Below are 19,528 nucleotides of genomic sequence, written 5' to 3'. Positions count from 1 at the left end.
GGGTGCCGCACGGAGGGTACGACGAGGTGCCCGCAGGCCCGGTGGCGACACCGAAACAGGGGAGGGGACAGCCTTGCAGCCCAGAGTGAACACGACCATGGTCCCCGCACGCGAAGCGGGCAAGGCGGTACGGTGGGGACGTGACATCTCGATCCGCAGTCCGAGGAGGGAGGCACCGATGATCCTGCTCCGTCGCCTACTGGGCGATGTACTGCGTCGGCAGCGCCAGCGCCAGGGCCGCACACTTCGCGAGGTGTCGGCAGCAGCCAGGGTTTCGCTCGGTTACCTCTCCGAGGTCGAGCGGGGACAGAAGGAGGCCTCCTCGGAGCTCCTCTCCGCGATCTGCGACGCACTCGACGTTCGAATGTCCGAGGTCATGCGCGAGGTCAGCGACGAACTCTCGCTCGCCGAACTTGCGGCGATGTCCAGCCTCTCCGAAGGTGAACTGCTGAGGCCGGTGCTCGAACCGGTACCGCTGCCCGCCCCCGGCACCGACCGGGCGAACCTCTCGCCCAAGGCCGCCGCGATGGACGTGGTCGCCGCCTGACCTGGCCTCGACGCCCGGGCGCCTGGTGCCCGGGGCGAGCGAAGGAGGCCGGTCGTGCGGAAAGCAGCAACGGCGTTCACCGAGATCCGAATACGGCTGGGGCAGCTGGTGCCCCGGCCTTTGCGTCGGATTCTGCCGGCGCTGGCGGCCGGGCTCGCGGGCTGGCTGGTGTTCCGGGGACAGCCCGCGGACGGAGCCGTGCTGGGGGTGCTCGCGGCCGGCGGGTGGGGGCTCGGCCTGATCCCGGTCCATGCCGACTGGCGGTCGACCGGACCGGTGCGGTGCCGAGCGGGTGAGGCGAGGGCCCCTCTGGAGGCGGAGCCTCCGATCGGGTGACACGAGCGATGCGGTGCGAAGGCCGCGAGACGGGACTCCCGGCTCGCGGCCTTCGCCGTGTTCGTCGGGCCGGTGTTCGTCGGGCCGGTGTTCGTCGGGCCGGTTCCGGGGTGCCGGCCCGGGTGCCTCAGGGGCGCAGCCGCAGGCCCCGCGGGGTGGCGTGGAAACCGGCCTCCTCCAGCGCGGCGCCGAGTGCGGAGCCGAGGGCGGGCACGCCGTTGGCCCGTTCGACGGTGACGCTGCCGAGCGCTCCCGCGCGGACCGCCGAGGCCAGCGCGGCCGTCGCCGCGGCGAGGGTGCCCTCGTCCTCGGGCCAGGCCAGCAGGGACTTGCCGCCCCGCTCGACGTAGAGGCTCAGCTCGCCGTCGACCAGGACCACCAGGGCGCCGGCCTTGCGCCCGGGCCGGTGCGCCCGGGCCTCCTTGGTCTCCTTGCCCGCCTCGGGCTCCCCGGCACCCGGCGTGGCCGGCGGATCGGGCCAGGGCAGTGCCGCGCCGTAGGCGTTCGCCGGGTCGGCGGCGGCCAGCACCAGCACCTGCGGCGGCTCGGCCGCCGGCCCGGCCGGCCATTCGGCGGCCCGGGCCCGCTCCAGCCGCCCGTTGACCGACCTCAGCCGGTCCGCGGCGCCGTCCATGGCGAACTGGGCACCGCCCAGGCCCTCCACGAAGTACCCCCGGCGGGCCCGGCCGCGCTCCTCCATCGCGGCGAGCACCCGGTAGACCCCGGCGAAGCCGCCCGGGACCCGCTCGGCCGCCACCGCGCCCCGGGTGAGCAGACCGTGCCGGTCCAGCAGGCTCTGGGCCTGCGTGGTGGCCCGGACCGTCGGGTCGGCGTCGAAGGCGGGCAGCAGCGACCAGCGCCCGGCCACCGTCGGCGGCCCGCTGCGCAGGGCGCCGCCGGCCCGGCCGAAGGCGCGGCCCGCCCCGCCGTAGCGCCCGCGCGGGGTGGCCCGGGGCGCCCGGTGCGCGGTGGCTCCGGCCGTCCGGCCGGAACCGAGCAGGGCCCGCAGCGGGGCGAGGGTGTCGTTGCTGACGTACCCGGCCCAGACCAAGTCCCAGAGGGCCTCGACGAGCTCTGCCTCGGGGGTGTCGGGTAGCTGTGCGACGAGCTGGCGGAAGAAGAGCCCGTAGCCGCCGGCCAGCGACTCCATCAGCGCGGAGTGCACGGGAGTGACGGCGGGCGGGACGGGCTCGGGGCGCAGCAGATGGGCGTTCTCGGCGAGGTGCAGGCTGATCCAGCCGTCCTTGCCGGGCAGCGCGCCGGCACCGGACCAGCCGATCTCACCGGCCGCCATCAGCTCGTCCAGCAGGCCGGGGGAGTAGTCGGCGAGCCTGGCCGGGAGGATCAGCTTCTCCAGGGCGGAGGCGGGCAGGGCGGTGCCCTGGAGCTGCTCGACCACGCGGAGCAGGCCGTCGGGGCCGCGCAGCCGGTGGCCGGCCAGGTGCTGCCACTGCGGGAGGAAGGCCGCCAGGGCGCGCGGTGGGACGGCCTCGACCTCCTGGCGCAGGGCGGCCAGCGAGCGGCGGCGCAGCCGGCGCAGCACCTCGGCGTCGCACCACTCGACGGTGGCGAGATGGCCCTCGGGAGAGGCGGAGCGGGGTGCCCGGGGCGCGGGGTGGCGGGCGTCGGGCGGGCGGAACTCGCCCTGGACCAGGCGGCCGGCGGCGGTGAGCCGCTGGAGGGTGCCGGCGACCACCGCGCTGCCGAGACCGAAGCGGGCGGCGGCCTCGACGGCGGTGAACGGGCCGTGGGTGCGGGCGTACCGGGCGAGGAGATCGCCCAGAGGGTCCTTGACCGGCTCGGTGAAGGCCTCGGGGACGCCGACCGGCAGGGGCGTGCCCAGGGCGTCGCGCAGCCGGCCGGCGTCCTCGACGGCGGCCCAGCACTGCTCGCCGGCGATCCGGACCGCGATCACCCGGCGGGCGGCTTCGAGCTCCAGGGCCCAGAGCGGTTCGGCCCCGCGGGCCGTCAGCTCCGCCTCGGTGAGCGGGCCGAGCAGCCGCAGGGCGTCGGCGACACCCTCGGCGTCCTTGACCCGGCGCTCGGGGGTGAGGCGCTGGAGCTCAGCCTCCAGCTCGGCGAGGACCTGCGGGTCGAGCAGTTCGCGCAGCTCGGCCTGGCCGAGGAGCTCGGAGAGCAGCCGGGAGTCGAGGGACAGGGCGGCGGCCCGGCGCTCGGCGAGCGGGGAGTCGCCTTCGTAGAGGAACTGGGCGACGTAGCCGAAGAGCAGCGAGCGGGCGAACGGGGAGGGCTCGGGCGTGGTCACCTCGACCAGGCGGACGGCACGGGATTCGAGGTCCCGCATCAGCTCGACCAGACCGGGGACGTCGAAGACGTCCTGGAGGCACTCCCGGACGGCTTCCAGGACGATCGGGAAGGAGCCGTACTCGGCGGCGACCTCCAGGAGCTGCGCGGAGCGCTGGCGCTGCTGCCAGAGCGGGGTGCGACGGCCGGGGCTGCGCCGGGGGAGCAGCAGGGCGCGGCCGGCGCACTCGCGGAACCGGGAGGCGAACAGGGCCGAGCCGCCGACCTGGTCGGTGACGAGCTGCTCGATCTCGCCGGAGTCGAACAGGGCGGCGTCGGCGCCGACGGGGGCGTCGTCCGGCACCGCCTGCTCCACGGGGAAGTCGAGCAGGTCGGCGTCGGGGAGGCGGAGCACGATGCCGTCGTCGGCGTGCATGACCTGCGGGTCCAGGCCGTGCTTCTCGCGCAGCCGGGCGCCGATCGCGAGGGCCCAGGGGGCGTGCACCTGGGCCCCGAAGGGGGAGTGGATGACGATCCGCCAGTCGCCGAGCTCGTCGCGGAAGCGCTCGACCACGATGGTGCGGTCGTCCGGGAGGTGGCCGCAGGCGGTGCGCTGCTCGGCGAGGTAGTCGAGCAGGTTCCCCGCGGCCCAGTCGTCCAGGCCGGCCTGCCGGAGCCGGGCGGTGGCGGCCGCGGGCTCCAGGGCGCCGAGTTCGCGGGTGAACGCGCCGAGCGCGCGTCCGAGTTCGAGCGGGCGGCCGAGGGTGTCGCCCTTCCAGAACGGGAGCCGACCGGGAACCCCCGGCGCGGGGGTCACCAGCACCTTGTCGTGGGTGATCTCCTCGATCCGCCACGAGGTGGTGCCGAGGGTGAAGACGTCGCCGACGCGGGACTCGTAGACCATCTCCTCGTCGAGTTCCCCCACCCGTCGCCCGCCACCACCCTTCTTGGGAAGCGCTTCGCGCTGCCCCTCCTGTTGTCGGCCACCGCCACCCTTCCCGCCGGCCTTGGAGTCGGCGGCCTCGGAGCCGGCGATGAAGACGCCGAACAGGCCGCGGTCGGGGATCGTGCCGCCCGAGGTGACGGCGAGCCGCTGGGCACCGGGGCGGCCGGTGACGGTGCCGGCCACGCGGTCCCAGACCAGGCGGGGGCGGAGCTCGGCGAAGGCGTCCGAGGGGTAGCGGCCGGCCAGCATGTCGAGCACGGCGTCGAAGGCGGACTGCGGCAGGGTGGCGAACGGCGCGGCCCGGCGGACCAGGGCGAGCAGGTCGTCCACCGGCCAGGTGTCCAGCGCCGTCATGGCGACGAGCTGCTGGGCGAGCACGTCCAGCGGGTTGCGCGGGATGCGCAGCGCCTCGATCCGGCCGGCCCGCATCCGTTCGGTGACCACGGCGGACTGCACCAAGTCCCCCCGGTACTTGGGGAAGAAGACGCCGGTGGAGACGGCGCCGACCTGGTGGCCGGCCCGGCCGACCCGCTGGAGGCCTGAGGCGACGGAGGGCGGTGACTCGACCTGGACGACCAGCTCGACGGCGCCCATGTCGATGCCGAGCTCCAGGCTGGAGGTGGCGACCACGGCGGGCAGCCGGCCGGCCTTCAGCTCCTCCTCGACCAGGGCGCGCTGCTCCTTGGAGACCGAGCCGTGGTGGGCGCGGGCGATGACCGGCGGGGCACCCTTGGCGACGCCGGACTCGGCCATCAGCTGGGCGGGCGCGTGCGCCTCCGGCAGCGCCACGCCGGCGGTGCGCTCGTAGGCGATCTCGTTGAGCCGGTTGCAGAGGCGCTCGGCGAGCCGGCGGGAGTTGGCGAAGACGATGGTCGAGCGGTGGGCCTGGACGAGGTCGACGATCCGTTCCTCGACGTGCGGCCAGATCGAGGCGCCGCCGGCCTGGCGCTCGCCGTCGGCGCCGCCGCCGGAGGTGGGGGCGGGCGGCAGGTCGTCCAGGTCGGGGACGGGGACGACCACCGAGAGGTCGAACTGCTTGGTGGTGGCGGGCTGGACGACGGTGGCGCCGCGCCGGGGGCTGAGGTAGCGGGCCACCTCCTCGACCGGCCGGACGGTGGCGGAGAGGCCGATCCGGCGGGCCGGGCGCTCCAACAGCTCGTCCAGCCGCTCCAGGGAGAGCGCGAGGTGGGCGCCGCGCTTGGTGCCGGCCACGGCGTGCACCTCGTCCAGGATCACCGTGTCGATGCCGCGCAGCGCCTCCCGGGCCGCGGAGGTGAGCAGCAGGAAGAGCGACTCGGGGGTGGTGATCAGGATGTCCGGCGGGTGGGTGGTGAAGCGGCGCCGGTCGGCGGCGGGGGTGTCGCCGGAGCGGATGCCGACCTGGACCTCGGGCTCGGGCAGACCGAGCCGGACGGCGGCCTGGCGCAGGCCGGCCAGCGGGGCGCGCAGGTTCCGCTCGACGTCGACCGCGAGGGCCTTGAGCGGCGAGATGTAGAGCACCCGGCAGCGGCGCTTCGGCTCGGCGGGGGGCGGCGTGCTGCTGAGGTGGTCCAGCGCGGAGAGGAAGGCGGCGAGCGTCTTGCCGGAGCCGGTGGGGGCGACCACCAGGACGTCCGTCCCCCGGGCGATGGCGTGCCAGGCCTCGGCCTGGGCGGTGGTGGGCGCGCGGAAGGCGCCCGTGAACCAGGCCCGGGTGGCCGGGGCGAATCCGGCCAGCGGGTCGGTGGGCGGCTGGGGCTGGGTCTGCGGCGCCATGCCCCCATGGTGCCGGGTGGCACTGACAAAGGGACGGGTGCGCGGTGGGGCCAAAAGGGACGGGGCGCGGTGGGGCCCGGGCGGTGGGGGGATGGCAGTCGCGGCCCGGGGTGGTGGGGACGCCGGCCGGGGCGCTGGGAAGGCAGAAAGGATAATCCGCTCATATGGTGATAGTCCAGACACCTGATCCTCCCGTGGCCATCGGACCTCCGGTGATCGCCGGACCTCCCGCGGCCACCGGGACCGACGAGCGGAGACCGTGCGATGGCGCAGGCGCCCCCGGCCGGCAGCGGTTCCGTGCCGGTCCCCCCGCGCCGTACCCGGGGCCCCGTCCGGGCCCTGCTCGCGATGCTGCTCACCGCGCTGGTGGTCGGCGGCGCCGTCCCCTACGTGGCCGGGCCCGGGCGGGCCTACCTCAGCTACCTGGTGCTGGCCGAGCAGGAGGACGCGGCCGGCGCCGCCCGGGCCGGGGCCGAGGCGCGCGCCGCCGGCGGGCAGGTCGTCCAGGAGTACCCGCAGATCGGCGCCGTCCTCGCGTACGCCGCCGACGGCTTCGCCGAGAAGGTCCGGGCCCGTCCCGGGGTGGCCGCGGTGGGAGCGAGCCGGACCGCTACGGTGCCGAGCCCGCCCCGGCCGCTGGACGGCGCCGGGAACTTCGGCGCGGGAGCCGGCGGTGACCGGGCGGGCGCCGACGGCGCGGACGACGCGACCGTCACCGTGGCCGACCCGGGCGAGCGCGACGCCTGGAACCTCACGATGCTCGGCGCGGTCGGCGGCCCGTCCGGCGGCACCACGCCCACCCTGCTGCGCGGCCCCGGCACCGACGCGGGCACGCCCTCCGCCGACGCGCTGCGGAAGGTGCTGGTCGCGGTGCTCGACTCGGGCGTCGACGACACCCATCCGGACCTGCGCGCCGCCGTGGACCCGAAGAGCTCCGCCTCCTGCGCGGACGGCCGCCCGGACGCCCGGACCGGCGCCTGGCGGCCGGACCCCGGGGTCGGCGAGAGCGGCCACGGTACGCACGTCGCCGGGATCGTCGGCGCGGCCCGGGACGGCCACGGCGTCAGCGGGGTCGCCCCCGGGGTCCGGATCGCCGCCGTCCGGCTGCTCGGCCCGCTGGGGCAGTACTACGCGGAGAACATCGTCTGCGGCATGCTCTGGGCCGCCGACCACGGTGCCAGGGCGATCAACAACAGCTACTTCGCCGACCCCTGGAAGTACAACTGCCCCGAGGACGCCGACCAGGCCGCACTGACCGCCGCCGTCGCCCGGGCCGTCGACTACGCCCGGCGCAAGGGCGCGGTGGTGGTGGCCTCGGCCGGCAACGACGGGCAGGACCTCGGGGCCGGGCGCACCGACGACCGCAGCCCCAACGACCGCACCTCCGGCCCGGCCCGGACCCGCTACGTCGGCACCGAGTGCGTCCGGCTGCCCGGGGAACTGCCCGGGGTGGTCACGGTGACCGCCGTCAACCGGGACGGTCACCCCTCCGCCTACTCCAACTACGGGCGCGGAAGGGTTTCGCTGGCCGCTCCCGGCGGGGACCCGGACGGCGGCCCGCAGGGCGCGGTCGTCTCCGACTGGCCCGCCGGCCAGTACGCCGCGCTGGCCGGCACCTCGATGGCCGCGGCCCATGTGACCGGCGCGGTCGCGGTGGCCGCCGCGCTCCACCCGGACTGGGACTCGGACCGGCTCGCCGCCCTGCTGGCCACCACGGCGGCCGCCGCCTGCCCGCCCGGCCCGTACTCCTGCGGCGACCGCCAGTACTACGGCGCGGGGACGCTGGCGCTGCCGCACTGAGCGGCGGCGCCGGGGCGCCGGAAAACCCGGTGACGGGCGGTGCGTGGTGGGAGACGATCGGGGGATGACCGTCCATCTCATCACCGAGCGGCTGGTGCTGCGCCGCTTCACCGACGACGACGTGGACCACCTGGTGGAGCTGGACGGCGATCCCGAGGTGATGCGCCACCTCACGGGCGGCCGGCCGACCGCGCGCGAGGCGGTCGAACGGGACTTGCTGCCGCTCTACTTCGACCACTACCGGCAGTACGGCGATCTCGGCTGGTGGGCCGCCGAGGAACGGGCCGGCGGGACCTTCCTGGGCTGGTTCGAGTTCCGCCCGACGGACCGGCAGGACCGCGGTGAGGTCGAGCTCGGCTACCGGCTGCGCCGACCGGCCTGGGGGCGCGGCTACGCCACCGAGGGCGCGCGGGCGCTGATCCACCGGGGCTTCACCGAACTCGGTGTGCGCCGGGTGGTGGCGTACACGATGGCGGTCAACGGCGGCTCGCGGCGGGTGATGGAGAAGGCCGGCCTCCGCTACGTCCGGACCTTCCACGAGGACTACCCGGAGCCGATCCCCGGCGCCGAGCTGGGCGAGGTCGAGTACGCGCTGGAGGCGGCCGACCGGAAGCCCCGGGGTCCGTCTTCGGGGACGGACCCCGGAGCCCTCCCCCCGTCCGGTCCGGGATACTGGTGGGCATGAGGCTGACCGACTTCTGGCGACGGATGTACGCGCACTTCGGAGAGGCGTACGCGGAGTCCTTCGCCACCGATCACGTGATGAGCGAGCTGGGCGGGCGGACGGTGCGGCAGGCACTGGACGCGGGCTGGGAGGCCAAGGACGTCTGGCGGGTGGTCTGCGAGAGCCAGGGCGTGTCCGCACTGCTCCGCTGAACCGTGCCCCGTGCTCGGACGGGCGTCGGGCATGGGACAGACTGTCCGAGTGACAAGCAGCGCAGAACCGCAGAATTCGGACAGGTCGGCGCAGGCCGCCGACGAGGCCGCGGGCTCGCAGCCCGAACACCGGAGCGGATCCGACCAGGCCCCCGCCCGCGACGCCGCCCCGGCCCCGGCCGACGGGATCTGGGGAGCGGGCATGCCGCGCTGGCTGCCCCGGGCCATGGTGCTGGCGCTGGTCATGGTCGGGCTGTTCCAGCTCGCCGACTGGGCCTTCCACCAGCTGATCGACCTCTTCGTGATGCTGCTGGTCTCCTTCTTCCTCTCGCTCGCGCTGGAGCCGGCCGTCGACCGGATGGCGGCCCGCGGGGTGCGCCGGGGCGTCGGCACCTTCCTGGTCTTCGTCGCGGTGGCGGTCGCGGTGGCCGGCTTCCTGACGGCGCTCGGCACCCTGCTGGTCGACCAGGTGGCGAAGATCGCGGGAGACCTGCCGCACCTGCTCGACAACCTGATCAACTGGATCAACCGGACCTTCCATCAGGACCTCTCGCTGGACGAGCTGCAGAAGAAGCTGCTCAAGGACTCCGGGGCGATCGAGAACTACGCCCAGCAGGCGGCCGACAACGTGTGGGGCGTCTCCTCGACCCTGATCGGCGGGCTCTTCCAGGCCTTCACGGTCGGCCTCTTCACCTTCTACTTCACCGCGGACGGCCCCCGGGTGCGCCGCACCGTCTGCTCGGTGCTGCCGCCCGCCAAGCAGGGCGAGGTGCTGCGGGCCTGGGAGATCGCGCTGGCCAAGACCGGCGGCTACCTCTACTCGCGGGCGCTGCTCGCCGTCGCCTCGGCGCTCGCCCACTGGGTGATGTTCGCGCTGCTGGACCTGCCGTACGCGGCGGCGCTGGCGGTCTGGGTCGGCGTCATGTCGCAGTTCGTGCCCACGATCGGGACGTACCTGGCCGGCGCGCTGCCGGTCCTGGTCGCGCTGACCGTGGAGCCGGTGGACGCGCTCTGGGTGCTGGTGTTCGTGGTCGTCTACCAGCAGATCGAGAACTACCTGCTGCACCCGCGGATCACCGCGAAGACGGTGGACGTGCACCCGGCGGTGGCCTTCGGCTCGGTGATCGCGGGCGCGGCGCTGCTCGGCGCGGTGGGCGCGCTGATCGCCATCCCGGCGGCCGCCACCCTGCAGGGCTTCGTCGGCACCTACGTGCGCCGGTACGAGGTGGCCACCGACCCGCGGATCGACCGGGGTGCCCAGCGGCGGGCCCGGCGGGAGCTGCGCCGGAAGGCGGCGCGCCGGCTGCGGCGGATGGTCGGCGGTGCGGGGCCGGGCCAGGACGGCGCCACGGGGCGGGACGACGCGGCAGGTCGTGGCGAGGGGCACGGCGAGGGGCGCGACGGCGGGCACGGTGGGGACGGCGGGGGTCGGGGCGGGGACGGCGGGGGCGACAAGGAGTAGCGCGGGGGCGGTGGCCCGGGCCGGTGGGGCCGGCCGCCGCCGGCCGGGCGACCGGTGCCCGCCGGGCCGTGCGAACGGCCGGAGCTTGAATCGAACAGATGTTCTTTGTACTCTCCGGCCAAGAGTTCTCCACAGGCCGAGCCCGGTCGGGGCCGATTGTCGGTGGGACGCGCTAGCGTCGAGGACGATGAAGCGCACAGCACAGAACCCGAGGGTGGAAGTCATGGCAGGTACGGACCGCGAGAAGGCCCTTGAGAACGCACTCGCCCAGATCGAGCGGCAGTTCGGCAAGGGCTCGGTGATGCGCCTGGGCGAGAAGGCCAACGAGCCGATCGAGGTGATCCCCACCGGATCCACCGCCCTGGACGTCGCCCTCGGCGTCGGCGGCATCCCGCGCGGCCGGGTGGTCGAGATCTACGGCCCCGAGTCCTCGGGCAAGACCACGCTGACCCTGCACCTGGCGGCCAACGCGCAGCGGGCCGGCGGCACGGTCGCCTTCGTCGACGCGGAGCACGCGCTCGACCCCGAGTACGCGAAGAAGCTCGGCGTGGACACCGATGCCCTGCTGGTCAGCCAGCCGGACACCGGTGAGCAGGCGCTGGAGATCACCGACATGCTGATCCGCTCCGGCGCGGTCGACCTGATCATCATCGACTCCGTCGCGGCGCTCGTCCCGCGCGCGGAGATCGAGGGCGAGATGGGCGACTCGCACGTCGGTCTGCAGGCCCGTCTGATGAGCCAGGCGCTGCGCAAGATCGCCGGTGCGCTGAACCAGTCGAACACCACCGCGGTGTTCATCAACCAGCTGCGCGAGAAGATCGGCGTCATGTTCGGCTCGCCGGAGACCACGACCGGTGGCCGCGCGCTGAAGTTCTACGCCTCCGTCCGGCTCGACATCCGCCGGATCGAGACCCTGAAGGACGGCACCGAGGCGGTCGGCAACCGCACCCGGGTGAAGGTCGTCAAGAACAAGGTGGCCGCGCCGTTCAAGCAGGCCGAGTTCGACATCCTCTACGGCGTGGGCATCAGCCGTGAGGGCGGCCTGATCGACATGGGTGTCGAGCACGGGTTCATCCGCAAGTCGGGTGCCTGGTACACCTACGAGGGCGACCAGCTCGGCCAGGGCAAGGAGAACGCCCGCAACTTCCTGCGGGACAACCCGCAGCTCGCCGACGAGATCGAGCGGAAGATCAAGACCAAGCTCGGTATCGGCCCGAAGACCGAGGAGCCGGCCGAGGGCGAGGCGCCGGCGGCCACTGCCGAGGGTGGGGTCAAGCCGATCGCCGCGACCGCCGCCAAGACGGCCGCGGCGAAGAAGACGGCGGCGGCCGCCAAGGCCTGAGCCGTTGATGGAGCACAACATGGCGGTGGGCGGCGGCCCGGCGGGCCCGGATGACGACGACCATGGCCCGCCGGACTGGTTCGCCGCGGTGGCGGAGCCGGAGCCGGGCGCGATGCCGGTCCGGTCAGGCGGTCGAGGCGGCCCCGACGGTGCGAGCGGTCCGAAGGCCCTGGACGGCGGGCTCGGGCTGGTGTCCGCGTCCGAGCTGCCCACGGGACGGCGCCGACGCCGTTCGGCGCTGGTGGAGGAGGCGACCCCGGCCCTCCGGGTCGGGGAAGGGGCGGCCGGTCACGGGGGTGCGGCCGCCCCCGCCTCCTTCGCCGACCCGAGCGGGGAGTCCGACGCGGCCGGGGACGGCCGGCGCGTCGGACGGGCCACCGGACGGGGTGCGAGCACCCGTCGCACCCGGGCACGCACGCGGGAGCGCGCCGAGGGCGAAGGGCGCGAGGGGGCCCGTGCGGCCCGAGGGGCGAAGGCGGAGGAGCCGGCCGACCCGCAGGCCCTGGCGCGGGACATCTGCCTGCGGCTGCTCACCGGCGCCGCCAAGACCCGCAAGCAGCTGGCCGACGCCCTGCGCAGGCGGGAGATCCCCGACGAGGTCGCCGAAGGGGTGCTGACCCGGCTGGAGGAGGTCGGGCTGATCGACGACGCGGCCTTCGCCCGGGCCTGGGTGGAGTCCCGGCACGCCGTTCGCGGCCTCTCCCGGCGGGCGCTGGCCCAGGAGTTGCGGACGAAGGGGGTGGCCGGCGAACTGGTCGAGCAGGCCGTCGCGCAGCTGGACTACGACGACGAGACCGAGGCGGCCCGGGCCCTGGTCGAGCGCAAGCTGCGGGCGACCGGGGGGCTGGAGCGGCAGGCCCGGATGCGCCGGCTGGTCGGGGTGCTGGCCCGGCGCGGCTACTCCGAGGGTCTGGCCTTCCGGGTGGTCCGGGAAGCCCTCGACGCGGAGGCGGCCGACGCCGGCCCGGATGGAGAGGACGTGGACGGAGGATCCGCTTCCGGGTGGGAATGACGGCCCTCCTGTGTGGGAGTTGGCCAACTCCCAGCCCAGTCTTGACCGTTTCGTAACCTGCGCTTAGCCTCGCACTCAGTGCGGGAGCGCGTCGATCACTCCCCGGCCACGCCTCGGGCAGGCATGCCCGGGCCCGGTCGCGGTCGGTCCCGGGCGGCGTGCCGCGCAGGGACGGGGAGTGGGCAGGATGAGGATCGCGCTGAGCGCCGGACCGGTCGTCCCCCTGCTGTCGGCGGTGGTGCTGGTCGCCGTCGTGGCGGCGGCCTGGCTGATGGTCGGCCGCCTTCGGACCGCGCAGCGGCGGGCCACCGCCGAGACCGAGCGGGTCCGGCGCCGGGCCGAGGAGCAGTCCGCCCGGGTGCGGGCCGAACTCGACCGGCGCGAGGAGCGGTTGACCGAGGAGCTGCGCCGGCTCCGGCTCCGGGAGGGTGAACTCGACGACCGGTCGACCGCGTTGGAGCGGTCCCGGGCCGAGGCCGACGAGCTGGTGCGGCGTCGGGCGGCGGAGCTGGAGCGGGCCGCCGGGCTCTCGGCCTCCGAGGCCCGTGCCCAACTCGTCCGGGAGGCCGAGGCCGAGGCACGGCGCGAGTCGGCCGTCGCCGTCCGGGAGATCGAGCGGGCGGCCAAGGAGGAGGGCGAGCAGCGGGCCCGGGAGATCGTCGCCGGGGCGATCCAGCGGCTGGCGAGCGAGCAGACGGCCGAGACGGCGGTGTCGGTCTTCCGGCTGCCGAACGAGGAGATGAAGGGGCGGATCATCGGCCGGGAGGGCCGTAACATCCGCACCTTCGAGGCGGTCACCGGTGTCAATCTGATCATCGATGACACCCCGGTCTCGGTGCAGCTGTCCTGCTTCGACCCCGTCCGCCGGGAGACCGCCCGCCTCACCCTGGAGCAACTGGTCGAGGACGGCCGGATCCACCCGATGCGGATCGAGGACGTCCACGAGCGCAGCCGCGACGAGGTCGAACGGCGCTGCTTCCGGGCGGGTGAGGACGCGCTGCTGTCGGCCAGGATCGGCGGGATGCATCCGGAGCTGGTGCGCACCCTGGGCACCCTGCGCTACCGCGCCTCGTACGGGCAGAACGTGCTCGGACACCTGGTGGAGTCGGCGCACCTGGCCGGGATGATGGCCGCCGAGCTCGGAGTGGACCCGGAGCCGGTGCGCCGTTCGGCCCTGCTGCACGACATCGGCAAGGCGATGACGCACGAGGTCGAGGGCAGCCACGCGGCGATCGGGGCGGACTTCGCCCGCCGGCACGGCGAGTCGGCGGACGTGGTGCACGCGATCGCGGCGCACCACGGCGAGGTGGAGCCGAGGACGGTCGAGGCGGTGCTGACCCAGGCCGCCGACGCCTGCTCGGGCGGCCGTCCGGGGGCGCGCAAGGAGTCGCTGGAGGTCTACGTCCGCCGACTGGAGCGGCTGGAGGAGATCGCCCGGGCCCACGACGGGGTGGCCAAGGTGTACGCGATGCAGGCCGGCCGCGAGGTGCGGGTGATGGTGCGGCCGGAGGTGGTGGACGACCTCGGGGCGCAGGTGATCGCCCGCGAGGTCGCCAAGCAGGTGGCGGAGGAGCTGACCTATCCGGGCCAGATCCGGGTCACGGTGGTGCGGGAGAGCCGGGTCACCGAGGTGGCCCGCTAGGCGAGTCCGCCGGGTGCGGCGTCGCGTCGCAGGCCGGTCCGGGCAGCGTGCCGGCGGCCGGCCCGGTGCCCGGGCCGGGGGTGGATCCGGGGCCGTCCTCCCGGTCGGGCTCGGTGGTGCCGGCCAAGGGCGGCGGGCCGCCCCGGGCCCGGTCGGCCAGCGCCTGGAGGTCCTCGGCCGCGGCGCCCTGGGTGACGCCGACCAGGTGGCCGTCCGGCCTGATCAACAGCACGGTGTGCGGTCCGGCTCCCGGGTACTCCTCGGTGACCAGCACCTCGGCCGGCACCGGCAGGGCCCCGGCGACCTCGGCCAGTCGGGGCATCAGGCCCGCGCCGAGCCAGTGCTCGGCGGACCAGACAGCGGTGCCGGGGGCCACCAGCAGCAGCAGGAAGGTGGCGCCGAGCCGGGCGTGCAGCTGGTCCGGCGTGCCGTCGGTGGTGAGCACCGGCAGGTCCGGGACGAGCACGCCGGGCGAGGTGGCGGGCAGCAGTTCGCTGAGCGAGGTCGCGCCGCGCTGGCCGCGCTGCACCGGGACCCGCCCGGGGACACCGCTGGGCGCCGCCGGGTAGGCGGGGGCCCCGCCGAAGCGGCCGGTGCCGAGCTGGCCGTCGGCGAGCAGCGGTGCGTGCTTGCGGAACGAGCCGGAGAGCAGCGAGCGCCGGGTGGCCTGCCACCCGCGCAGCGGGCGCAGCAGCGGCATGGCCTGGTCGACGGCGCGCAGCCGGGCGCCGACCGCGCCGCGCCGCTCGGCCTCGTAGCCGTCGAGCAGTGAGCCGCCGGGCTGGGGGCCGCCGGTGTGGAGGTGCCAGGCGAGGGCGAGTCGCCAGGCGAGGTTGTCGGCGTCGCGCAGGCCGTCGGCGAGGTTCTGCATGCCGAGGGCGCCGTGCAGGTGGGCGGCGTCGCCGGCGAGGAAGCAGCGGCCGCTGCGGAAGCGGGCGGCCAGGCGCTGCTGGGCGGTGTGGTCCGCGGCGGCCAGCAGCTCGTACCGGGGGAGTTCGCCGCACCAGCCGGTGAGGGTCGAGGTGACCCGGGTGAGCAGGGTGTCGCCGGTGACGATGCCGGGCCAGGTGGCGTGCGGATCGACCGGCTCGGTGGGGGCGGGCCGGCCGGGGGGCAGCCGCCAGTCGAGGCGCCAGACGCCGTCCGGCAGCGGGCGGGCGGAGGCCTCGCGGTCGCCGCGCCACGGGGGCTCGCGGTGCAGCCGGGCCTCGGTGAAGGGCAGGTCGACCCGGACGGTGGCGATGGCGTTGCGGTCGACGGCCGGCCGGCCGGGGAAGCGGATCTTCAGCAGCTTCCGGACGGCGGAGCGGGCGCCGTCGCAGCCGACCAGGTGGCTGCCGCGCCACCAGGTCTCGGTGCCGTCCTGCGGGTTGCGGGTGCGGACGCTGACGCCGTCGCGGTCCTGGGCGAGCTCGGTGACGCGGCTGAGCGGTACGAGTCGCACCAGCGGGGTGCCGGTCAGGGCGTCCCGCAGGCCGCGCTGGAGGCGGTGCTGGGGCAGGTGCAGGACGGGCGTCTCGGCCAGGTCGATCCGCAGCACCTCCTGGCGGCGGCGCCAGACGGTGAAGGCGTCCCACCGGGCGGCGTCCGAGACGGCCCGGGGGTAGCCGATCCTGGTCAGGAAGGCGGCGGTGTCGGCGCCGAGCACGACGCTGCGCGGGCCCTCGGGGCAGAGCCCGGAGCCCTCGTCCAGGACGACGGTCGGCACCTCGTGCCGGGCGAGGGCGAGGGCCAGGGCCAGACCGACCGGTCCGGCCCCGACCACGATCACCGGGTCCATGCCGGGCCCTCCGGGCAGCGGCCGGCCGGCCGGGTGGATCCGCAGACCTCCGGGGCCGGGCAGGCCGACGAGGGGGCGTCATATGCCGCGAGGATGGTCCCGGATGGTGTCACGAAGAGCAATGCAACAGTTCGCCTGCGTGTCCGTCAAGCAGCAGCTGATGTGCGCCGGTTCGCGCCGCGGCGGCCGCGTGCCTCGATCCACCGGGCGAGCGCGGTGAGCAGCAGGCACATCAGGATGTAGATGGGCCCGATCACCAGGACCACGGGGATGTAGGGGAAGCCCGCGGCGTTGATCGGCTGACTGGCGATCGCCTTACCGACGAACAGCAGCTCATGGTAGGTGATGATGAAGCCGAGCGAGGTGTCCTTCAGGGTGACGACCAGCTGGCCGATCATCGAGGGCAGCATCGAGCGGACCGCCTGCGGCACCAGGATGGTCGTCATCACCTGGGTCTTGCGCAGGCCGAGCGCGAACGCGGCCTCGCCCTGACCGCGCGGCACCGCGTTGACGCCGCTGCGGATGATCTCCGCCTGCACGGACCCGTTGTAGAGGGTGAGCCCGAGCACCAGGGCCCACATCGGGTTCTTGGCGAAGAAGGCGTAGTAGAGCGCGACGATCAGGATGAGCAGCGGCATCGCCCGGAAGAACTGGACGAAGGAGACGGCCGCCCAGCGCACCGGCTTGTGGTCGGAGAGTTGCCCGGCCGCCAGCAGCGCGCCGAGGGCCAGCGAGAGGACCGCGGCCAGCCCGAAGGCCTCCAGGGTGGCCAGCAGGCCGTCGACGATCCGCTGCTGGATGTTGGTGTACTGGAAGGCGTCCCAGAGTTCGGCGTCGAACTGGCCGTTGGAGGCCAGGCTGGCGATGGCGTACCAGAGCAGGCCGGCGATCGCGAGCAGCGACAGGACGCCGAACAGCCGGTAGCGTGCGCGGGCGCGCGGGCCGGGAGCGTCGTAGAGGACGCTGGCCGTGGAGGAGCGGGTGAAGAGAGTACTCATCGGGCCACCGCCAGTCGGTCTTCCAGGAAGCGGAACAGCAGGGCGACCACGGCGCTGATCACCAGGTAGGCGCAGGCCACCCAGAAGAAGATCGCGAAGATCGAGTAACCGTCCTCGGAGAACCCCTGCTGGACGCTGTACAGCTCGCTGACGCTGAACGCGCCGGCGATCGCCGAGTTCCTCGGCAGGGCGATGAAGACGCTGCTCATCGGGGCCAGCACCGTCCGGGCCGCCTGCGGCAGGACGACCGTGGTGAGGGTCTGACCGAAGGTCATGCCCAGGCTGCGGGCCGCCTCGGCCTGGCCGAGCGGCACGGTGTTGATGCCCGAGCGCAGCACCTCGCAGACGAACGACGCGGTGTAGCTGCCGAGCGCCAGCACCGCGAAGGTGAGGTGGCTGAAGTGCACGCCGAGCGGCGGGAGCCCGAACGTCACGGCGAAGAACAGCACGGTCAGCGGGGTGTTGCGGAAGATCGTCACCCAGCCGGTGCCGAAGCCGCGCAGCGCCGGTATGGGGGAGACCCGGAAGGCCGCCAGCAGGGTGCCCAGCAGCAGGGCGAGCAGTGCGCTGAGCGCGCTCAGCTCGATCGTCTGCAGGAAGCCGTCGCGGAACAGCGCGAAGTTGCCGTCCTCGAACAGGAAACCCATCCGGCGGCCCTCCTCTCAGAGTTGGTCAGAGTTGGTCAGCAGCGGTTCGGCCGGGAGATCAGTACCGCTCCAGGGCCGGCGGCTGCGGGGCCGCGGCGCCGGAGAGGCCGAGGGTGGCGTCGTACGCCTTCTTCCAGTCGCCGTTGTCCTGGTGGGCCTTGAGGGCGTCGCTGATGGCGCCCCGCAGCGCGGCGTCGTCCTTGTTCAGGCCGACGCCGTAGTTCTCCTTGGTGAACGGCTTGCCGACCACCTTGAGCTTGGGCGCGTACTTGGAGGCGTAGCCCTTGAGGATGGCGTCGTCGGTGGTGACGGCGTCGACCTCGCCGGACATCAGCTTCTCGACGCAGGCCGAGTAGGTGTCGAACTGGGTGATCTTCGGCGAGTACTGCTGGATGTTCTTGATCGAGGTGGAGCCGGTGGCGGTGCAGATGTTCTTGCCGTTCACCGACTCCGGGCCGGTGATCGAGGTGTTGTCCGCCTTCACCAGGAAGTCCTGGCCGGCGATGAAGTACGGGCCGGCGAAGGAGACCGTCTTCTTGCGCTCGTCGTTGATGCTGTAGGTGCCGACGTAGAAGTCGATCTGGCCCTTGGAGATCGCGGGCTCGCGCTGCGAGGAGACCAGGGTCTGCCACTTGATCTGCTGCGGGGTGAAGCCGAGGTCGGCGGCGATCATCTTGGCGATCTCGATGTCGAAGCCGCTGCGGTCGCCGCTGGCGAGGTCCTCGAAGCCGAGGAACGGCTGGTCGGACTTGGCGCCGATGATCAGCTGGCCGCGCTTCTTGGCCTCGGCGAAGATCGCGGAGTCCACCTTCGCGTCGGTCTTGACGGTGTAGGTGGGCAGCTGGGGGGCGGTGCTGCCGCTGGCGGCGGCGGCGTCGCCGGGCGTGCCGTCCTTGCCGCAGGCGGCGGTGGCGGTGAGCGCGATGGCACAGAGCGCGACGGCGAAGGTGCGACGAGTCCTCATGAGGGTGCTTCTCCTCGGGGCTGGGCCACGGTTCAACCGGGCTCTGGCGGCAGGAAGGTGGCCGGGCGGACGTGATCGGCGGCGGCGTGTCCGCCGTCGCCGACCGGTGGTCCGGCCCGGGAAACTCAGTGGTGCAGGATCTTCGAGAGGAAGTCCTTGGCGCGGTCGCTGCGCGGCGCGGTGAAGAAGGCCTCGGGGGTGTTCTGCTCGACGATTCGGCCGTCCGCCATGAACAGCACGCGGTTGGCCGCGGAGCGGGCGAAGCCCATCTCGTGGGTGACGACGACCATCGTCATGCCGTCGGCGGCCAGTTGGCGCATGACCTCCAGCACCTCGTTGATCATCTCCGGGTCGAGCGCCGAGGTGGGCTCGTCGAAGAGCATCACCTTCGGGTTCATCGCCAGTGCCCGGGCGATCGCGACGCGCTGCTGCTGGCCGCCGGAGAGCTGGGCCGGGAACTTCGCCGCCTGCGCGCCGACACCCACCCGCTCCAGCAGCTCCTGGGCCGTCCGCACGGCCTGCTCGCGGGCGATCCCGCGCACCTTGACCTGGCCGAGCACCACGTTCTCCAGCACGGTCTTGTGCGCGAAGAGGTTGAAGCTCTGGAACACCATGCCGACCTCGGCCCGGAGCCTGGCCAGCTCCCGGCCCTCGGCGGGCAGCGGCCGGCCGTCGATGGTGATCGTGCCGGAGTCGATGGTCTCCAGCCGGTTGATCGTCCGGCAGAGCGTGGACTTGCCCGAGCCGGAGGGGCCGATCAGCACCACCACCTCGCCCTGGGCGATCTCCAGGTCGATGTCCTGGAGGACGTGCAGGGCGCCGAAGTGCTTGTTCACTCCGTTCAGCGCCACCAGCGGAGCGGTCGCGGCGCTGGAGTCCTTGATCAGGCTCTCGGTCATCGCGCCTGCTCCTCGTGTCAGCCCGGGGAGTCGAACTCCCTTGGGCGGCAGTGATGGTAGGAACCGGGGGCCTCGGCCGGCGGAGCCTCGGCCCCCGGTGGGGTGACCATAGGAGCCATGACGATGTCACGTCAGCCGATCTGAGCGGAACTTGAGGATCACGATCCGGCCACACGCCGGGCAAGCGCCGTTCACACCGGGAAATCGGGGGCACGGTGACAGCGGGCAGCCGACCCGCCGCACGCCGTCCCCGGAGGTCCCGGGGCGTGGCCGACCCT

At 74.2% G+C, this 19,528-nt stretch carries 14 protein-coding genes; 8 read left to right on the top strand and 6 right to left on the bottom strand.

Annotation, left to right across the window (positions count from 1 at the left end; genetic code table 11):
- The first annotated feature begins 178 nt into the window (after positions 1-178).
- Positions 179-547, top strand: a complete 369-nt coding sequence (locus ACFVYI_RS12190; protein ID WP_387883902.1) for a helix-turn-helix domain-containing protein — start codon at positions 179-181, stop codon at positions 545-547.
- Between the two features lie 463 nt (positions 548-1,010).
- Here the strand turns inward: ACFVYI_RS12190 and ACFVYI_RS12185 are convergent, their stop codons facing one another.
- Entirely contained in the window at positions 1,011-5,828 is a 4,818-nt protein-coding gene (locus ACFVYI_RS12185) for an ATP-dependent helicase (RefSeq protein WP_387883899.1), read from the bottom strand.
- 264 nt (positions 5,829-6,092) lie between these two features.
- Here ACFVYI_RS12185 and ACFVYI_RS12180 point away from each other — a divergent pair, with 264 nt between their 5' ends.
- From ACFVYI_RS12180 to rny, 7 genes are all read left to right on the top strand, one after another.
- Complete coding sequence (locus ACFVYI_RS12180) at positions 6,093-7,628, top strand: S8 family serine peptidase (RefSeq protein WP_387883896.1); 1,536 nt, start codon at positions 6,093-6,095, stop codon at positions 7,626-7,628.
- Between the two features lie 64 nt (positions 7,629-7,692).
- Positions 7,693-8,313: a GNAT family N-acetyltransferase gene (locus tag ACFVYI_RS12175; RefSeq protein WP_387883894.1), complete on the top strand. Its 621-nt coding sequence runs from the start codon at positions 7,693-7,695 to the stop codon at positions 8,311-8,313.
- Positions 8,310-8,504 carry a DUF3046 domain-containing protein gene (locus ACFVYI_RS12170; protein ID WP_387883891.1) on the top strand — a complete coding sequence of 65 codons (195 nt, stop codon included), beginning with the start codon at positions 8,310-8,312 and terminating at the stop codon, positions 8,502-8,504. The genes ACFVYI_RS12175 and ACFVYI_RS12170 overlap by 4 nt, the downstream gene beginning before the upstream one ends.
- Before the next feature lie 202 nt (positions 8,505-8,706).
- Positions 8,707-9,966 carry an AI-2E family transporter gene (locus tag ACFVYI_RS12165; protein ID WP_387883940.1) on the top strand — a complete coding sequence of 420 codons (1,260 nt, stop codon included), beginning with the start codon at positions 8,707-8,709 and terminating at the stop codon, positions 9,964-9,966.
- Between the two features lie 223 nt (positions 9,967-10,189).
- Positions 10,190-11,308, top strand: coding sequence for a recombinase RecA (gene recA / locus ACFVYI_RS12160; RefSeq protein ID WP_387883888.1), 1,119 nt, complete (start codon positions 10,190-10,192; stop codon positions 11,306-11,308).
- A 7-nt stretch (positions 11,309-11,315) separates the two neighbouring features.
- The gene (locus ACFVYI_RS12155) at positions 11,316-12,320 is read left to right on the top strand and encodes a regulatory protein RecX (protein WP_387883886.1); all 1,005 of its coding nucleotides are present in this window, start codon (positions 11,316-11,318) and stop codon (positions 12,318-12,320) included.
- 187 nt (positions 12,321-12,507) lie between these two features.
- Positions 12,508-13,962: a ribonuclease Y gene (gene rny / locus ACFVYI_RS12150; RefSeq protein WP_387883882.1), complete on the top strand. Its 1,455-nt coding sequence runs from the start codon at positions 12,508-12,510 to the stop codon at positions 13,960-13,962.
- Here the strand turns inward: rny and ACFVYI_RS12145 are convergent.
- The 5 genes from ACFVYI_RS12145 to ACFVYI_RS12125 all read right to left on the bottom strand — a co-directional run bounded on the left by ACFVYI_RS12145 (position 13,943) and on the right by ACFVYI_RS12125 (position 19,250).
- Positions 13,943-15,742 (bottom strand): FAD-dependent monooxygenase, encoded by a 1,800-nt coding sequence (locus ACFVYI_RS12145; RefSeq protein WP_387883880.1) that lies wholly within the window; start codon positions 15,740-15,742, stop codon positions 13,943-13,945. The two genes, rny and ACFVYI_RS12145, sit on opposite strands and share 20 nt — an antisense overlap.
- Positions 15,743-15,888: 146 nt before the next feature.
- The gene (locus ACFVYI_RS12140; RefSeq protein WP_387883879.1) at positions 15,889-16,740 is read right to left on the bottom strand and encodes an amino acid ABC transporter permease; all 852 of its coding nucleotides are present in this window, start codon (positions 16,738-16,740) and stop codon (positions 15,889-15,891) included.
- Entirely contained in the window at positions 16,737-17,387 is a 651-nt protein-coding gene (locus ACFVYI_RS12135) for an amino acid ABC transporter permease (protein WP_387883877.1), read from the bottom strand. Before ACFVYI_RS12135 ends, ACFVYI_RS12140 begins: the two co-directional genes overlap by 4 nt.
- Positions 17,388-17,445: 58 nt before the next feature.
- Positions 17,446-18,351 (bottom strand): glutamate ABC transporter substrate-binding protein, encoded by a 906-nt coding sequence (locus ACFVYI_RS12130; RefSeq protein ID WP_387883875.1) that lies wholly within the window; start codon positions 18,349-18,351, stop codon positions 17,446-17,448.
- A gap of 125 nt (positions 18,352-18,476) precedes the next feature.
- Positions 18,477-19,250 (bottom strand): amino acid ABC transporter ATP-binding protein, encoded by a 774-nt coding sequence (locus tag ACFVYI_RS12125; RefSeq protein WP_387883873.1) that lies wholly within the window; start codon positions 19,248-19,250, stop codon positions 18,477-18,479.
- Between the last annotated feature and the right edge of the window lie 278 nt (positions 19,251-19,528).

The organism is Kitasatospora sp. NPDC058218, from assembly GCF_042882445.1.
GTDB lineage: Bacteria > Actinomycetota > Actinomycetes > Streptomycetales > Streptomycetaceae > Kitasatospora.
Note: the sequence above shows the minus strand (reverse complement) of the source record. Positions and strands in the feature narration are given on the sequence as shown.

Excerpts from the sequence above, each read along its gene's own strand:
- ACFVYI_RS12190 (WP_387883902.1), top strand. The coding sequence starts at position 179 with ATGATCCTGCTCCGTCGCCTACTGGGCGATGTACTGCGTCGGCAGCGC.
- ACFVYI_RS12170 (WP_387883891.1), top strand. The coding sequence starts at position 8,310 with ATGAGGCTGACCGACTTCTGGCGACGGATGTACGCGCACTTCGGAGAG.
- ACFVYI_RS12135 (WP_387883877.1), bottom strand. The coding sequence starts at position 17,387 with ATGGGTTTCCTGTTCGAGGACGGCAACTTCGCGCTGTTCCGCGACGGC.
- recA (WP_387883888.1), top strand. The coding sequence starts at position 10,190 with ATGGCAGGTACGGACCGCGAGAAGGCCCTTGAGAACGCACTCGCCCAG.
- rny (WP_387883882.1), top strand. The coding sequence starts at position 12,508 with ATGAGGATCGCGCTGAGCGCCGGACCGGTCGTCCCCCTGCTGTCGGCG.
- ACFVYI_RS12130 (WP_387883875.1), bottom strand. The coding sequence starts at position 18,351 with ATGAGGACTCGTCGCACCTTCGCCGTCGCGCTCTGTGCCATCGCGCTC.
- ACFVYI_RS12155 (WP_387883886.1), top strand. The coding sequence starts at position 11,316 with ATGGAGCACAACATGGCGGTGGGCGGCGGCCCGGCGGGCCCGGATGAC.
- ACFVYI_RS12185 (WP_387883899.1), bottom strand. The coding sequence starts at position 5,828 with ATGGCGCCGCAGACCCAGCCCCAGCCGCCCACCGACCCGCTGGCCGGA.
- ACFVYI_RS12175 (WP_387883894.1), top strand. The coding sequence starts at position 7,693 with ATGACCGTCCATCTCATCACCGAGCGGCTGGTGCTGCGCCGCTTCACC.
- ACFVYI_RS12125 (WP_387883873.1), bottom strand. The coding sequence starts at position 19,250 with ATGACCGAGAGCCTGATCAAGGACTCCAGCGCCGCGACCGCTCCGCTG.
- ACFVYI_RS12180 (WP_387883896.1), top strand. The coding sequence starts at position 6,093 with ATGGCGCAGGCGCCCCCGGCCGGCAGCGGTTCCGTGCCGGTCCCCCCG.
- ACFVYI_RS12140 (WP_387883879.1), bottom strand. The coding sequence starts at position 16,740 with ATGAGTACTCTCTTCACCCGCTCCTCCACGGCCAGCGTCCTCTACGAC.
- ACFVYI_RS12145 (WP_387883880.1), bottom strand. The coding sequence starts at position 15,742 with ATGGACCCGGTGATCGTGGTCGGGGCCGGACCGGTCGGTCTGGCCCTG.
- ACFVYI_RS12165 (WP_387883940.1), top strand. The coding sequence starts at position 8,707 with ATGCCGCGCTGGCTGCCCCGGGCCATGGTGCTGGCGCTGGTCATGGTC.